Source organism: Allocatelliglobosispora scoriae (genome assembly GCF_014204945.1).
Lineage (GTDB): Bacteria > Actinomycetota > Actinomycetes > Mycobacteriales > Micromonosporaceae > Allocatelliglobosispora > Allocatelliglobosispora scoriae.
Genome location: NZ_JACHMN010000001.1, coordinates 361170 through 376540 on the forward strand (window position 1 = coordinate 361170; position 15371 = coordinate 376540).

14 protein-coding genes and 1 pseudogene are annotated in these 15371 nt (G+C 70.8%); 6 read left to right on the forward strand and 9 right to left on the reverse strand.

Translation table 11 applies throughout. The features are described 5' to 3' along the window. Positions 1-231: 231 nt before the first annotated feature. Entirely contained in the window at positions 232-1077 is an 846-nt protein-coding gene (locus F4553_RS01570; RefSeq protein WP_184831145.1) for an alpha/beta fold hydrolase, read from the forward strand. Between the two features lie 20 nt (positions 1078-1097). Further along, positions 1098-1775, forward strand: coding sequence for a nucleoside/nucleotide kinase family protein (locus F4553_RS01575; protein WP_184833109.1), 678 nt, complete (start codon positions 1098-1100; stop codon positions 1773-1775). Between the two features lie 24 nt (positions 1776-1799). Here F4553_RS01575 and F4553_RS40520 read toward each other — a convergent pair whose 3' ends face one another. Then, positions 1800-1940, reverse strand: coding sequence for a hypothetical protein (locus F4553_RS40520; protein WP_246465796.1), 141 nt, complete (start codon positions 1938-1940; stop codon positions 1800-1802). A gap of 33 nt (positions 1941-1973) precedes the next feature. On the opposite strand from F4553_RS40520, the gene F4553_RS40525 reads away from it, so the two are divergent. After that, positions 1974-2114, forward strand: a complete 141-nt coding sequence (locus F4553_RS40525) for a hypothetical protein (RefSeq protein WP_246465797.1) — start codon at positions 1974-1976, stop codon at positions 2112-2114. Here F4553_RS40525 and F4553_RS01585 read toward each other — a convergent pair. Then, positions 2105-2524 carry a DUF6188 family protein gene (locus tag F4553_RS01585; protein WP_184831149.1) on the reverse strand — a complete coding sequence of 140 codons (420 nt, stop codon included), beginning with the start codon at positions 2522-2524 and terminating at the stop codon, positions 2105-2107. The two genes, F4553_RS40525 and F4553_RS01585, sit on opposite strands and share 10 nt — an antisense overlap. A gap of 123 nt (positions 2525-2647) precedes the next feature. On the opposite strand from F4553_RS01585, the gene F4553_RS01590 reads away from it, so the two are divergent. Further along, complete coding sequence (locus F4553_RS01590; RefSeq protein ID WP_184831151.1) at positions 2648-3427, forward strand: class I SAM-dependent methyltransferase; 780 nt, start codon at positions 2648-2650, stop codon at positions 3425-3427. A gap of 37 nt (positions 3428-3464) precedes the next feature. Here the strand turns inward: F4553_RS01590 and F4553_RS01595 are convergent, their stop codons facing one another. The 4 genes from F4553_RS01595 to F4553_RS01610 form a co-directional block, all read right to left on the reverse strand. Then, a complete protein-coding gene (locus F4553_RS01595) occupies positions 3465-4409 on the reverse strand; it encodes a sporulation protein (protein WP_184831153.1) in 945 nt (314 codons plus the stop codon). A 79-nt stretch (positions 4410-4488) separates the two neighbouring features. Then, positions 4489-4890, reverse strand: a complete 402-nt coding sequence (locus tag F4553_RS01600) for a helix-turn-helix domain-containing protein (RefSeq protein ID WP_221469653.1) — start codon at positions 4888-4890, stop codon at positions 4489-4491. A gap of 243 nt (positions 4891-5133) precedes the next feature. Next, positions 5134-5868 carry a Type 1 glutamine amidotransferase-like domain-containing protein gene (locus tag F4553_RS01605; protein ID WP_184831155.1) on the reverse strand — a complete coding sequence of 245 codons (735 nt, stop codon included), beginning with the start codon at positions 5866-5868 and terminating at the stop codon, positions 5134-5136. A gap of 4 nt (positions 5869-5872) precedes the next feature. Next, positions 5873-8143: a tetratricopeptide repeat protein gene (locus tag F4553_RS01610; RefSeq protein WP_184831157.1), complete on the reverse strand. Its 2271-nt coding sequence runs from the start codon at positions 8141-8143 to the stop codon at positions 5873-5875. Between the two features lie 147 nt (positions 8144-8290). On the opposite strand from F4553_RS01610, the gene F4553_RS01615 reads away from it, so the two are divergent. Continuing rightward, complete coding sequence (locus F4553_RS01615; protein ID WP_184831159.1) at positions 8291-8758, forward strand: hypothetical protein; 468 nt, start codon at positions 8291-8293, stop codon at positions 8756-8758. A gap of 9 nt (positions 8759-8767) precedes the next feature. Next, complete coding sequence (locus F4553_RS42185) at positions 8768-10657, forward strand: FG-GAP repeat domain-containing protein (protein ID WP_184831161.1); 1890 nt, start codon at positions 8768-8770, stop codon at positions 10655-10657. A gap of 133 nt (positions 10658-10790) precedes the next feature. On the opposite strand, the gene F4553_RS01625 is transcribed toward F4553_RS42185, so the two are convergent. The 3 genes and pseudogenes from F4553_RS01625 to F4553_RS01635 all read right to left on the reverse strand — a co-directional run bounded on the left by F4553_RS01625 (position 10791) and on the right by F4553_RS01635 (position 15255). After that, positions 10791-13199: a COR domain-containing protein gene (locus F4553_RS01625; protein ID WP_184831163.1), complete on the reverse strand. Its 2409-nt coding sequence runs from the start codon at positions 13197-13199 to the stop codon at positions 10791-10793. A 24-nt stretch (positions 13200-13223) separates the two neighbouring features. Beyond that, a pseudogene (locus F4553_RS42795) lies at positions 13224-13433 on the reverse strand (leucine-rich repeat domain-containing protein); the annotation flags it as partial. 34 nt (positions 13434-13467) lie between these two features. Continuing rightward, on the reverse strand, positions 13468-15255 hold the full coding sequence (locus F4553_RS01635; RefSeq protein ID WP_184831165.1) for a substrate-binding and VWA domain-containing protein: 1788 nt from the start codon (positions 15253-15255) through the stop codon (positions 13468-13470). Positions 15256-15371: the final 116 nt, after the last annotated feature.

The window sequence follows — 15371 nt, forward strand, 5'->3', positions numbered from 1 at the left end:
GTTGCGAAGTTCGACGCCGTCACGTCGTCAACAGGTTCGGATCGCCGCCCGAACCCTTCGGGTACACGAGATAGCCGATCGACGTCTCATCGATGAAACGTATCGATCCGTAGTTCCGAACCGGCCACGGTGCGACGGCCATTGCATCACGCCCGTCCCACACCGTGTCACGGAGCTCACCGCGCCGACCGCAGGGGGATGCCTGAGGAGATCCGCCACTACCATCGGCCCATGACCGACTACGCCACCGGCAGCGTCACCTCCGCCGACGGGACCACCATCGGCTACCGGCGCTTCGGTGCCGGACCGCCGGTGATCGTCGTCCACGGAGGAATGCAGGCCTCGCAGCACTTCACCGGTCTCGCCGCAGCCCTCGCCGACACGTACACCGTCTACGTGCCCGACCGGCGCGGGCGCGGCATGAGCGGGCCGCACGGCGACGACTTCGGGGTGGCCCGGGAGGTCGAGGACATCCAGGCACTCGTCGCCGCGACCGGTGCGGCCGGCGCCTTCGGGCTCAGCTCCGGCGGGCTCGTCGTCCTGCGGACGGCGCTCGCGACCCCGGCCCTGACCCGGATCGCGGTCTACGAACCGCCGCTGTCGGTCGACGGCTCCGTACCGGTGGCCTGGGTGCCCCGCTACGACCGCGAGCTCGCCGCGGGCGATGTGACGGGTGCGCTGGTGACGGCGTTGAAGGGGATCGGTGTCGCGCCCGTCCTCGGCCGGGTGCCCCGGCGGCTGCTCGCACCGGTGCTGCGTCTGGGGCTGGGCCGCGGCGGCCAGGCCGAGGACGAGGTGCCGATCCCGGAACTGGTGCCCACCCTCCGCTATGACCTGCGCGTGGTGGGCGAGATGGCGGACACGGCCGGCGACTACGCGGGTCTGCAGGCGCGGGTACTCCTGCTCGGCGGCACCCGGGGTCCGGACTATCTCCAGGTCGCGCTGGTGGCGCTCGCCGAGGTGCTGCCGGACGCGCGGCGCGTGACGCTCAAGGGCCTGGACCACTCGGGCCCCGACAACGACGGTGACCCGGTCCGGGTCGGCGATGTCCTGCGCGGCTTCTTCCTGCGCGAGTGACCCAGGATCCGGGGGAGAACATGGACGACGGCACCCGCCGTGAGCTGATCGGCCGCCTGGCCGACGAGGTCGGATCCGTCGCGACCGCGCACCCGGTCCGGGTCGCGGTCGACGGGCGGCCCGCCGCGGGCAAGACCACGCTCGCCGATGAGCTCGCCGCCGTGCTGCGCGAGCAGGGCCGCGAGGTCATCCGCGCGTCGATCGACGACTTCCTCCTTCCCGTGGCACAGCGCCACCGGCGTGGCGAGGACTCCGCCGAGGGCTGCTACCACGACTCCTTCGACTTCGACACGCTCTACCGCGCGCTGCTCGATCCGCTGGGCCCCGGCGGAGACCGACGGTTCCACCAGGTGGTCTACGACCGGGGCACGGACACCTCGATCGTCCAGCCGGTCACGACGGCTTCGGCCGACGCCGTGCTGCTCTTCGACGGCGTGTTCCTCATGCGGCCGGAACTGGTGCAGCGGTGGGAACTGCGCATCTTCGTGTCCGTCGCGTTCGAGGAGACGCTGCAGCGCGCCCGTACCCGAGACCTGGCCGTCTACGGCTCCGTCGAGCGGGTCGAGCGGCGTTTCCAGAGCCGCTACCGCCCGTCCCAGCAGCTCTACTTCGACACGGTCCGCCCGCTCGACCACGCCGACGTCGTCGTCCACAACGACGATCCGCAGCGGCCGTCGTGGGAGATCCGACCGCGCTGAATCGATGCCAGCCGGCTCCGGCCGTCACGCGGGCGAGCCGGTGCCCGCGGGAACGAGCAGCGCCTGCAACGCGTCGGCAGTCGCGACCACGATCGAGTCCAGGTCCTCGTCGGCGATCGTCGGTACGCGGACGACGCACCGCGCGACGATGATCCCCATCAGCATGGCGGAGGCGAGGCCCGCCCGCAGGCGCGTGTCGTGGTCGTCGCGCAGGTGTACGCCGGGCCGATGATGCCCCGGCTGCAGGAGTACATCCCCGCCAACAGCGGGCGGCACGTCATCCACACCGGCGGCGAGCACGCCTCCTGCCCGCAGCTCCCGGTCCAGAATCAGGAGTGATCAGACCACACCGACAGGCCACCGCCGGGCAGGCTGACGACGAGCAGCCCGCCCGGCGCCGACGCCGTCCACGCTTCGTAGTGCGGGTCCGGCTCGACCCGCAGCACATGGCCGCCGCTGAACACGAGCCGCAGGCTGCCGGACGTGGCCGCCACCGCCATCATGACCACCGTGTCGAACAGCACCAGGCCGGCCGCGACGTGCTGGTGCTCGGGGTCCAGCACCACCTGCTCCGACACGTCCGCCTCGGCCCGGCCCAGCGTCGCGGTGCTCTCGATCCGCACGTTGCCCTTCCCGTCGAGGACCAGCTCGAAGGCGGAGTCGACCCGGACCTGGGTGACGGTCAGACCCTGGAAGGGCAGAATCCAGTGGTCGTCGTGCTCTGCCAACATCGGCGGTGCCTCATCCACACCGCCGATTCTGCCCCCGGGGGATCAGGTCGACGGCCGGGTCAGAGGTCTTGGCCGCAGCCGGCCGCAGGGCGTAGCGTCCACGGCGGCAGATGTATTCGCGGCGCAGACGGGGGAAACCGCGTGGAGCAGGACGAACGGCACCGTCACAGCTCGTCGTTCGGTGCGGCGGCGGTCGCCTATGCCGAGCATCGCCCCGACTACGCCCGGTCCGCGGTGCGCTGGGCACTGGAGCACGCACCCGGCTCGCGGGTGCTCGACCTCGGTGCCGGGACCGGGAAGCTGACCGCCGCGCTGGTCGCCTCAGGCGCCGACGTCGTCGCGGTCGAGCCCGACCCGGCGATGCTGACCGAGCTGCGCCGGGAGCTGCCGGACGTCCGTGCGCTGGCGGGTGGCGCCGAGTCGATCCCGCTGCCGGACGCGTCGGTCGACGCCGCGCTGGCGGGCAACGCCATGCACTGGTTCGACATGGCCGTCGCAGGTCCGGAGATCGCGAGGGCCGTGGTGCCCGGCGGTGTCCTGGCCGGTCTGTGGAACGTCATGGACGACAGGGTCGACTGGGTCGCCGGACTCGAACGGGTCGGCGGAGATGCGGTCGTCGGCCCCCGCGACACGTTCAGCCGCTGGCGCGCGGCGACGGCAGGCCTGCACCTTCCGCCCGCCGGTCTGGCCGCCCGCTTCGGATCGCCGGAGCAGGCCGAGTTCCCGCACGGTCAGCTCCGCACCGCCGATTCCCTCGTCGCGACCTTGGCGACGCGTGCGGGGCTGCTGGTCCTGCCGGAGCGGGAACGGGAGGCCGTGCTCGACCGGATCCGCGCCTACCTCGCGAGCCGGCCCGAGACCGCGCACGGCGAGTTCACCCTGCCGATGCTGACCGGCGTACTGCGCGCCCGGCGGCTCTGAAAGCCGCCGACCGCCCAGCCCGCCGGTCCGGGTCGAGCTACTCGTCGCCGCCGAAGTCCTCGAAGGCGTCCTCGAGCATCTCCCCGGCGACATAGCCGCCCACGAGACCCACGGCGAGACCGCCGGCCGCGGCACCCATCCCGCCGCCGTGCCCGCCGTGGTGCGAACCGTGCGAGCCGTGCTGCGCGTACCCGTACCCGCCTCTGCTCTGATGGCGGGAGACCGCCTGCTGGAGCCAGCCCTCGACGACCGCGCGCAGGTCGGTCGGCGCGGCGAGGTGGTCGACGCTGAACTGCGTGATCGCGTCGTGGCCGCCGCTGAACATGCCGCCGCGCTTGGCGAACTCCAGCACCACGGTGACCCGGCGGGGGTCGGTGATGAAGGTGACCTCGACCTCGTTGACGGCGTGCGAATACTGAGGGGCCGGGTAGAACTCGATCTCCTGGTAGAACGGCAGGGTCTGCCCGGTGCCCGGGATGTGCCCGTGCTCCAGGTCGGCGCCCTTGAACCCGAAGCCCAGGTTGACGAACGCGTCCAGGATCGACTGCTGCGTGGGCAGGGCTTCGATGTGGACGGCGTCGAGGTCGGACTTGTCCCGCGCGCCCGCGATCTCGACCTCGGTGTGCACACCGACGACCATGCCGCGCAGGTGCTGGTGGAGGACCTGCGTCACCGGTGCCTCCCAGGGCACCGACAGGCTGAACGGGATGGCCTGCTGCTGTCCGGCGGGCAGGACGAGGCCCCCGGCGACCTGGACCTGGTGGAACTCGACGGTGGCCGCGTGCTCGTGCTCGCCGCTCTCCACCTCGACCCGGGTCACGAGGCTCAGGACGATGCGGTCGATCTTCGCGTCGTTCTTGCCACCGGTGAGGTTGACCTGCCCGTTGACGACGCCGCCGGGCCGGGTGTGGGCGTTGGTCAGGACCGTGTCGACGCTGGGGCCGCCTACGCCGAATGCGCCGAGCAATTTACCGAAGACCACCGCAGGTTCTCCTTCGAGCCGGGAACGAACGGGACCTACAGTAACACGTACGACTGTATGGTTTGGGCAGGCGTGAACGTCACACGTCGGGCATGGCGACGATGAGCTCCATCGCCGTGGTGATCAGCGTGTGCGCGCGGACGGTCAGCGCGTTGACGAGGGAGTGCGCCCCCGGTCCGGCGGTCTCGGCCAAGGTCCTCAGTGCGGTGAGGTCGGCGTCGAGCCGGGTCACCGTGGCGGCGAGGTCGGCGGGGGAGACGGCCTGGGTCAGGTCGGCGGCGATGTCGCTCAGCGCCATGCCGCTCGTCTCCAGCTGCCGGATCGTGGCGATCACCTCGACGGTGGCCTGGTCGTAGAGCCGGTATCCGCCGCCGGTCCGCTCGGCGGGCTGGATGAGGCCGAGGCTGGTGTAGAAGTCGATGGTGCGGGTGCTGACCCCGGCCGCCGCGGCCAGCTCGCCGATGCGCAGTAGCTCCGTCACGATCAGCACCTCCTTGACTAGACACATGATCGTGCATTTTCCGGGAAGTAGTCCCCTCAGAGCATGTGGGTAAGGCCTGCTTCCGGGAAGTAGCGCGATCTCGCTGAGGCCCCTGTAACCGTACAGTTCCACGTATCAGTGGTCATGAGCCCACCGCCATCACAATCAACCTAGGATGCTTTAGGGGATGTGACGCTACCGGCGATGCCACGGGCGATCTCACCGAGGCGAAGCTCCGGCAAATCAGGGCTGGAACAACCGCCACTGCCCCTCGGAGACGACCTCGACGATGCCGTCGACCACCTTGACGGCGGTCTCGTCGTCGATCGCGTACGTCGGCGCGGGGATCCGAGCCGCCCACCGCTCCGCGTTGGCCAGGGAGGCGTCCAGGTGGTGCGGGTGCTCCAGGTGCGGGATCACCGCGAAGTCGACGAGCCCCGCTCCCTGCCCCGTGACGAGGATCCTGTCGACGTCACCCTGGGGCGTGGCGAAGACGATCTCCTGCGACTGCAGGGGTCCGTCGATCCCGCGCGGCGGTTCGGTGTAGGTCTCGACGAAGGTGGCGGCGGCAGCGATGCTCCCGGCGCTGACCCCGACATAGACGGCCTCGGAGCGCAGCGTCGGCAGGAGGCCGGTCAAGCCGGAGCGCCGCATCCAGTTGGCGAGGAACAGGGGGTCGCCACCCCACACCAGCAGCGCGTCGGCGTCCCGGACCGTCGGCACCCACGCCGCCTCCTCGATGCTCGGCAGCGCCGTCAGCTCCAGGATCCCCAGCGATTTCCACCCCAGCTCGCACAGCGGCGATGAGGCCTTGCCGGAGATCGCCTGCCACGCCATGCCCGGCCCGCCGGGGAAGGGATAAACGGCGGTGGGGATGAAGAGGGCGTTGGACTCGGTGATCGGTTTGCCCAGCAGGTCGACCAGCGCGTCGTGGATGCTGTTGTTCTTGATCCCGGACGAGGTGAGGAGGGCTCTCATGGGCCTACCTTAGAGCGGCGAGCTGAGCCCGTACGCCGTCGGCCTGGCTCATCGACAGCTCCTCGAAGATGGCGAGCGCCTCCCGCCACGCGGCCCGTGCGCCGTCGGGGTCGCCGGCGTCCCGGCAGGTCTCGGCGAGGTTGTTGAGCACCTCCGCCTCGTGGTAGCGGTCGTTGAGGCTCCGCAGCAGCTCGGCGGCGTCCCGATAGCAGCCGACGGCGCGGTCCAGTGCCCCCTGCCGCCGGTGGATGTAGCCGAGGCTGTCCAGCGTGGCGGCCTCGGCCAGCGGGTAGCCGTGCGCCCGGACCAGCGCGAGCGCCGTCTCGCAGTGCCGCAGTGCCTCGCCGTCGTCGCCGAGCTGGGCGTAGATGTAGCCGACCCCGTTGTGGGCGTTCGCCTCCTCGGCGTGGTTTCCGGCGGTGCGGTGCAGGTCCAGCGCGAGCAGCGCGTGCTGCAACCCGTCGCGGGGCCGGCCGAGCGCCTCGTAGGCGGTGGTGAGGTTGTTGTGGGCGCGGGCCTGCCCGCCGAGGTCGTCGAGGTCGCGGCACAGGTCGAGGGCGTGGGCGTACTCGTCGCGGGCCTGCTCGAAACGGCCCAGGCGCATGTGGGCGTGGGCGATGGCGTTGTGGGTGCGGGACTGGGCGTCGCGGTCGCGCAGGCGGCGGGTGGCGGCGAGGGCGAGGGCCTGCACGGCGAGCTGCTCGGTCCAGTGGCCGTTGCGGTCGAGGTAGTCGGTGAGGGTCCAGGCGAGCTGCCAGGTGTGGGTGTCGGCCTCGGCGTCGCGGACGGCGGCGAGCAGCACGTGGTGCTCGGCGGTGAACCAGCCCAGGGCGTCGACCCGGTCGGCGAGGAGCTCCGGGGTGGTGCCGGGCGCCGGTTCGCCGACGATGATCGGGTTGCGCATGGGGGAGTAGAGCAGCGCGGCGCGCAGGCCCGTGTGCAGGTAGTGGTCGAGCAGCCGCTGCCGGGCGGCGCCCAGCTGCGGTGCGGACTCCTCCTCGTGGGCGCGCTGGTGGGCGTACCCCCGGAGAAGATCGTGGAAGCTGTAGCGGCCCGCGGACGTCTCCGCGACGAGGTGTGCGGCGGCGAGCTCGGCGAGCGGCGCCGCGGCCGGTGCGGCGGCGAGGCTGCTCGCGGCCGCGACCGTGACGTCGGGGCCAGGGTGCAGGCCGAGCAGCCGGAACAGCCGGGCCGCGGCCGGGGTCAGCGCCGTGTAGGACCAGGAGAAGACCGCGCCGAGGCTGGTCATCGGGTCCGGGCCGTCGAAGGCCGTGGTGACCTCGGCGGCGAGCGCGGTGAGGCGGAGCGCCGGGCGCGCGGCGGCGCGGGCGGCGGCGATGCGCAGCGCGAGCGGCAGCCGGGCGCAGCGCCGGATGAGGGTCGCGGCGGCGTCGGGTTCGGCGTCGACGCGCGCGCCGAGCAGGTTCCGCAGCAGGTCGAGGGCCTCGGCGGGGGAGAGCACGTCCAGTGCGACGGGCCGCGCGCCGTCGCGCGCGACGAGCCCGGTCAGCTCGTCGCGGCTCGTCACGACGACCGCGCAGCCGGCCGCGCCGGGTAGGAGCGGCCTGACCTGGTCGGCGGTGCGGGCATTGTCGAGGACGACCAGCACGCGTCGTCCCGAGAGAATCGTCCGGTACGCCGCCGCGCGCTCGTCGGCACCGGGAGGCACGTCAGCGGGTTCGACGCCGAGCGCCCGGAGGAACCCGGCGAGGGTGTCATGGGGGTCGACGGGGGCGTGCGGTGCGTAGCCGTGCAGGTCCGCGTAGAGCTGCCCGTCGCGGTACCGGCCGGCGACCCGGTGCGCCCAGTGCACCGCGAGCGCGGTCTTGCCGACCCCCGCGGTCCCGGAGACGGCGGAGATCACGACGGTGCCGGTGTCGGCGATCAGCTCGTCGAGCGCGGTGAGGGCGTCGGAGCGGCCGGTGAAGCCGGACACGTCCGCGGGGAGCTGTCGCGGCACGCCCCGGGCGGGTTCGGCGGGCCGCCGCCGGGCCTCGTCGACCCGGTCCCGAGCCGTGGCGAGCGCCCGCTGCTGGGCGGTGGTGGCGCCGAGGAGCTGGATGAGGACGTCGAACCGGTCCGTCGGCGCCACCGTCGTCCCGGTGAAGTATTCGCCGACGGCCGACAGCGACCAGCCGGTCTTGTGCGCGATCTCGCGGTAGGTGAGCTCCGAGCGGCCCTGCTCGCGGGCCTGCCGGCGGCGCAGATCGCGCAGCAGCGCGGCGAGCGCGTCGGCGGTCCGGGCTGCTGCGGCCAGCGCCGATAGATCATCCACAGTGGAACCCTTCGGGTCGCGGCATCGACAGGGCAGCGTACCCAACGGCACCGGTGTCCGCCGATTTCCGCCGCTGTCCGGAATCCGCCCCGGCGGCGCTCCCGGCTGGCGAGGATCGGCGCTTCACCACATCTGGGAGGTCTGTTGATGTTCCATGGAGGACGAACCCGGCGACGGGCGGCTCGCCTGCTCGCGGTGCTGGTCGCCGCGGTGCCGCTGGCGGTGCTGCCCGCCTCGGCGCAGGCGCACAACACGTGCGGCCAGCCGACGAACGTCGCCATCGCCACGTCACCCCAACGGGGGACGCTGTGGCTGGGCGGACCGCCGCTCGTGGTCCCGACGAACACCACGCTGATGTTCACCGCCGGATCCGTGCACGCGGGCACCCCCGTCCGGTGGGGGCTGTATGACCCGGTGACGCAGAAGCGGTTCTTCCACACCACGCAGCCGTCGCAGAACAACTGCGTCGTGCTGCAGGAGCCCGAGGCGGTGTCGGCGGCGACCATCGGGGTCGGCACCTACGAGGCGTGGGCGATCTACATCCGCTGGGAGAGCAACACCCCGCACGCCGAGACGTCGACGCTCATCGGCACCGTCGTCATCAACCAGGCCTAGGAGGACACCGTGATCCGTCGCCTCCGCGCGATCCTCGTCGTGGTCGCCGCCGTCCTGGTGACCACCCCGCTCCTGCCCGCCCTGCCGGCCGCCGCCGAGTCGGAGCTGGTCTGCCCCGGCACCGCCAACATTCCGGTCGGGTGGATCCACAGCGACTCGTTCTCCATCTACAACGTCTGCGGTGTCACCGGCCCGGTGCCGCATACCGTCATCACCCAGTGGGAGATCACCCGGCACACCGACCGCTACCGGGACGACACCCTGCAGATGTGCATCGACAGCGGGGTGGTGATCCCCGTCGGGTGGACCGAGATCGCCACCTCGGTGGTCTGGTACCGCTGCGGCCTGCAGACCCCCGCACCGGGCGCGGCACCCAACGTCCGCATCATCAAGTGCCTGAACTGCCCGGTCCGCCCGCCGGACCCGCCCACGCCGACGACGACGATCGGCGGGCTCGACGGCGTCGCCAACACCGGTGTCGTCGCGGGCTGGGCGCAGGACCCCGGCCGCCCCGGCACCTCCCTTACCGTGCACTACTACATCGACGGCCCCGCCGGGGTCGGTGTCTTCGCCGGTGCGTTCGTCGCCGACCAGCGGCGTACCGACATCCAGCCCGGCAACCACGGCATGCGATTCACCCTGCCCGCCGAGTGGTTCGACGCCCGGATGCACACGCTCTACGCCTACGGCATCGACGCCACCAACGACCCGCCGGTGCTGCTGAGCGGCTCACCGAAGCTGTTCATCCTGCCCAAGCGGCCCATCGGCTCGTTCGAGGGCATCGACACGGCGGGCAACGCTAACGGGTGGACCCTCGACCCGAGCCTGCTCGGCTACGCCAACCCCAACGCGGTCGACTTCTACATCGACGGGTTCTTCGTCGCCCGGGTCCCCGCCAACGGGCCCCGGCCCGACATCACCACCAGCCTCGGCTACCCCGGCGACCACGGGTTCCGCTGGCCGATCCCGCCGGACTACCGCGACGGTTCCGCCCACACGCTCGTGGCCCGGGGCACCGACCTCACCGGCGACGAGGGCCGGGAGCTGCCGGGTTCGCCCCGGACGTTCACCCTGCAGCGGCGAGCGGCCGCCGTGGACCTCGACGGCGACCACCGCAGCGACGTGACGGTCTGGCGACCCGGCGACGGCGTCTGGTGGTCGCTGCCCGCCGCCGGTCCCACCGCCGTCGCGTGGGGCATGGCCGGGGACAAGCCGGTCGCCGGCGACTACAACGGGGACGGCACCACGGACCGGGCCGTCTACCGGGCCGGACTCTGGTGCATCCTGATCACCGGTACGAACGAGAACCGGTTCGTGTCGTTCGGCCTCCCCGACGACAAGCCGGTCCCGGGTGACTACGACGGCGACGGCAAGACCGACCTCGCGGTGTTCCGTCCGTCGGACACCACCTGGTACGTCCTGCCGTCGGGCGGTGGCAGCTACTACGGTTTCGCTTACGGGCTCGCCACGGACCGGCCGGTGCCGGGTGATTACGACGGTGACGGCAAGACCGACGTGGCGGTGTACCGGCCGCTGGTCGGGGCGTGGATCGTGCACCAGTCGTCGGACAACACGGATTCCTACCTGCAGTTCGGGGTCTCCAGCGACAAGGTCGTCCCGGCGGATTACGACGGGGACGGCCGCACGGACCGCGCCGTGTTCCGGCCGTCGAACGGGACCTGGCACATCATGCAGAGCATCGACGGGCGTTACCGCAGCGAGGCGTACGGGATGAACGGAGACGTGGTCTCGCCAGCCGACTACGACGGTGACGGTCGGGTCGACCTCGGTGTGTTCCGGCCTGCCAACGGCACCTGGTACCTGCGCCAGAGCCGGGACGGCGACTACAGCGTCGGGTTCGGCTTAGGCACCGACCTACCGGTCGTCTACCCGAGCTGATCCACCGGCGGCGGGTTCGCCGTCGTCGCCAAGATCGCCGCAACTCTTGAAGAGTTGCTCCCTTGCGGCCCCTGCGGAGGGCGGGGAGCTGCATTAGACCAACTCTTGAAGAGTTGCGGCGATCTTGGCGGCATCAGCTCTCGCGGTACTCGTACTCGCCCGCGAACCGGCGGTGCACCCAGAGGTACCGCTCCCGCTCCTGGACCCGGTGCATCCCCGCGAACGACGGATCCCGTTCGCCGAGGATCTGATGCAGCGTGCGCAGCAGCGCCTGGTCCGGCTCGCCCGGCCCGGCATTCGGGCCGGACACCCGCTGCAGGTCCTGATCCCGACCGGCCTCGGGCCCGGTCTGCCCGACGATGTCGGTGGACGCCTCCAGCGCCTTCTCGGCGGATTTGAGGTGCTCCGCCAGTGACGTCCACCGGGCATCGCCGTCCAGCGCGATGTCCAGCTCGCCGATCGCCACCGGCAGCAGCGTCCGCAGCACGAACGAGGTCGCCCGCAGCCACGGGCGGGCATTGACCAGCCACTTGCGGGGCGTCTCGATGTCATAGACACCCGTGGTGCCGTTGCCGTCGAGGACGTGCAGCGGGAGCCGGGAGTGCTCGCACCACAGGGTGACGCGGATCGTGACGGTGGTGATCCGTCGCCTGAGCGCCCTCTGGCCGACCGGCGCGATCGTCATGAGCCGTGGCCCGTTGCGGGCAGGTTCGTCCAGGGAGCGGATCAGGCTGCGATAACCCACCTCAGCCTGGCTGATCGCCGCCCGTGTGGCATCCGCTTCCTCGCCGACCTTTGCGGCGATGGCGCTGCTGTGGCGGTTGATGGTGTCGGTGGCCTGCGCGAACTGCGGCTGAAGGATCTCGGCGACGGCTGCGGCGAATCTGTTGACGTTCGGGTCCATGCCCGCCGTCACACCGTGCATCAACTCGTCGACATTGCGTAGAGCGCTGCACGTCTGGCAGGGCGTCAGCGCAACTCCCTGGCGCTTGCTGTTGAGAACCGCCTGCGACTCGAACCGCCCATGTCCGGCCCGGTTGCCGGGGCAGTCGCCGCCACAGGTGAGGAAGACCTTCACCGCGAGGCCGCGCCAGAACGAGAGGTGGTCGCAGATGTCGCCGGTAAGCCGGTCCAGGAGATAGGACGGCCACGCCGCTCGGACGGCGATGGTGATCCGCTGGTCGGAGACGGTGATGAGCGCCCGGCCGTAGCGTCCGGCGTCGAGGACCATCCCGTTCTGCCAGTGCACGCTCGCCGTGTGGTCGTCGCGGCCCAGCGAATAGCGGTGGAAGCGGGCGATGAGCTGGTAGACGAAGCCCTCCGGGATGAACCGGTTGCCGGTGTCGGCCTCGACCACCTCGCAGTAGCGGGTCATCGTGGACAGCTCGGGTTCGTAGTCGGTCCACGCGGTCAGCGGTGGGCGGCGGCTCGGCACGAGCTGCGTGATGAGGACTTCCGGTTCCTGATGCGGGTTGCTCGGCGTGACCTGGTAGGAGATGTCGAACTTCTGCATCAGATGCCGGAACACCGGGTGCAGCGCCGGCGGGTAGACGTCCTCGTCCGGGCGCGGCGGGTGCGTCCAGGCATGGGAGAGCCGCTCGAGACTGATCAGCCCGTAATGCGCGTTGGCCTCGGGTGCTTCGAACGCCCTGCCGATGGCCTTGCTCAGCCAGTCCGGCTTGAAGATCACCAGGCTGTGTTCGTCGTCGGAGTCGTCGTGGATCCAGTAGCCCAGGGCATTGGCGTTGCGAGCCAGCGACCGCGCGCCGGTGGCCGTGAGCCCTTCGGCGATCGCCCGGACCTCGTAGTCGTGGTAGGTGAGGTATGCGTCCTTGCCTTCGCGAAATGCCTTCAACAGTCGAGACCAGGTACGAGGGTAGCGGCGCCTGGAGTGTGGCAGATCGTTGGCGGTGGCGGCGATGGCTGCCACCAACCCGTCGACTCCCTGTCCGGTGTGGCTGTCGATGTGGTGGAAACCGCAGATCATCGGTCCGAACCGGTCCGCCAGGGCATTCTCGTCGATCCACGGGCCGCGGTCGTCGTGCTCGGCATGGGTCGCCACCACGTGGATCCGCGCACTGTCGCCGACGCGGTTCTTGATCAGGTTGATCCAGTAGTCCACCTTGCTCACCTCGGGCCCCCGCCGCGGATTCCAGACCACGGCGTAGACGGCCGGTGCGGTGAAGTGGAGCTGATGGGTGGATCGGTACTGCGGCTGTCCGCCGAAGTCCCAGCCGTTGAGGACGAGTGGAACCTCGCCGTCATCCTGAACGGTGACGGACTTGATCTCGACACCGTGAGTGGAGGACCGGCCTTCGTTCCACTCCTCACGGCACATGGCGGCGAGCAGGCTGCTCTTGCCGACGTCCCCTTCGCCGACGAGTACCAGCTTCGCCTCCCGAATCACCGCGCCGTCATCCCGGAGCAGCTCCAGAAAGTCGCTGAGTTCGTTGGCGCCATCCAGGTATGCGGCTTGAATCTCGGGAGCCAGCGGATTGGCTCGGGCGTTCAGTCCCGCAGCCTGTCTCCGGGTCAATGTCACCGGCAGCGAGCTGAGGAGGTTGCGCCGAAGATTGAGGGTAACGAGCCGGGTGAGGTTGCCGATGGAGTCGGGTATCGCGGTGAGCTTGTTGTCGTGCAGGTGGAGTTCGGTGAGCCGGGTGAGGTTGCCGATGGACTCGGGTATCGCGGTGAGCCTGTTGTCATCCAGGTGGAGTTCGGTGAGCCGCGCCCGCTCACCCGCGTACCCCCGGAAAGGCGCGACCCCGCCGCGCAGAGTGCGCGGCGGGGTCGGTCGTGCGGTGACGGCGTCAGCGGGTCTGGAAGATCGCCCGCAGCAGTACGGCGGTGATGTCGTACTGGTCGCGGGACACGAACGGCGGCGGCGCGTCCGTGGCGGCCGAGATCTGCTGCAGGATCGACCCGTTCGCCTCCTGCCCGAGGGCGATCGTCACGACCTTCACCGGCCGCTTCGGGTCGGCGTCCTTGAGCCTCTTGGTGAGCTGGTCCAGCGTCAGGCCCTTGCCCTGGTCGTCATTGGCCCCATCCGTCAGGATGACCACCAGGTTCGTCGCGTCGGCCTGGTACTTCGACCGGACCGCGTCGTGCGCTGCGGCGATCGTGTCGTAGATGCCGGTGTTGCCGCCGGCCTTGAGGTTCTTGATCTCCTCGAGCACCTTCTCCGAACCCTTGACGCCGTCGGAGGTCTCGGCGCCGAGCTTGGTCAGCGGCACGAGCTCCCGGTAGGGCTTGCCGCCCTGGCTGGACGAGAACGACCACAGGCCCACGCTCGCCGAGTCGTCGAAGCGCTGCACGGCGAGGCGCGCGGCCTCCTTCGTCAGGTCGAGCTTGGTGCGCCCGAGACCGGGCACCTTCTCGCCCATCGAGCCGGAGACGTCGAGGACGAGCAGCATGTTGGTGGGCCGGGTCAGCGACGTCCAGGTGTTGAGGGTGGTGTTGACGGCGTCGGTGAGCAGCACGCCGCGGGGGAGCGAGGTGAGCTCGGCGAGGACGCCGTTCGCCTCGGTCACGGTCGCGCCGGCCTTGCGGTTGGGGTCGCGGAACCCGGCGGCCTGCAGGACGGCCTTCGCCTCGGGGCTGCGCAGGTAGGCGAGGAACCCGCCGGCGACGGCCTGGCGCTTGGCGTCGACCCACGGGGTGTCGTTGAGCGTCAGGTAGGGGTTGTCGGCCTCGGTGTTGTTCTTCGGGTAGACGGCGACGAGCTCGGCGTTGGGGTGCGCGATGTTGTAGGCGATGATCTCCTGCTCCAGCGCGGGGAAGGCCGAGACGTAGGTCAGGACGTTGGCGCCGCCCATGCCCTCGCTGTCGAACCCGCGCAGGATCTGCGCCGTGTTGGGCTCGTAGACCTTCATGACCTGCTTGAGCCGGAACAGCCGCTTGAGCTCGTCGTCGTCGATGTCCTCGTTGTCGTCGGCGTCGATGATCGCCGAGAGGGCGAGCAGGCCGGCGGTGGAGGTCGCCGGGTCGGTCATGCCGATCTTGAAGGCGCCCCAGTCCTTGCCGTAGGAGCCCCAGCCGTTCTTGAGACCGGCGAACCGGTCGATCAGGTCGGCCCAGTCGAGCTGGGTCTTGGGCCAGCCCAGTGCCTGGGCCATCGGCTTGGGCATGGCGATGACGACGGGGGACCGGGCGATGCTCGGCTGCAGGTCCGGCATCATCTTCTCGGTCTCGGCGTTGCCGGAGGCGGTGCGTACCCACGCGGTGGATTCGGGGACCCAGACGTCGGGGGCGTCGCCGACCCACTTGGTGCTCCAGGCGCTCTGCAGCGACTCGGCGACCTTCGACGACTCCATCGCGACGATCTTCACGGTGCCGCACGCGCCGTCGACCGAGGTACGGGTGGCGGTCCAGTCCCGGCCGAGGCGTTCGAGGAGCGGGGCGGTGGTCGGGCTCGCGATCACCGTGCTGGAGGCGGTGCCGGAGCAGGACTGCCGCGACAGCCAGAGGTAGCCGCCGACGAGTCCGCTGGCGACGAGCATCGTGGCGAGCGGGATGGTGATCGCCAGTGCGGTCTTCCGGCCGCGGCGTGCGCCGCCGCGACGGTGAGACCGGACGGAGGCGGGGCGGCCGTTCGGCATGGGGTTTCCTCCGTGGGGGTTGCCGGAGTAGTGGTGCCGGCGTGAGGTTGCCGGAGTGTTCGTCGGTGCTGGGGGGGTGAACCGGCACAGTCTAGGTGGTCACACGGGGATAACGG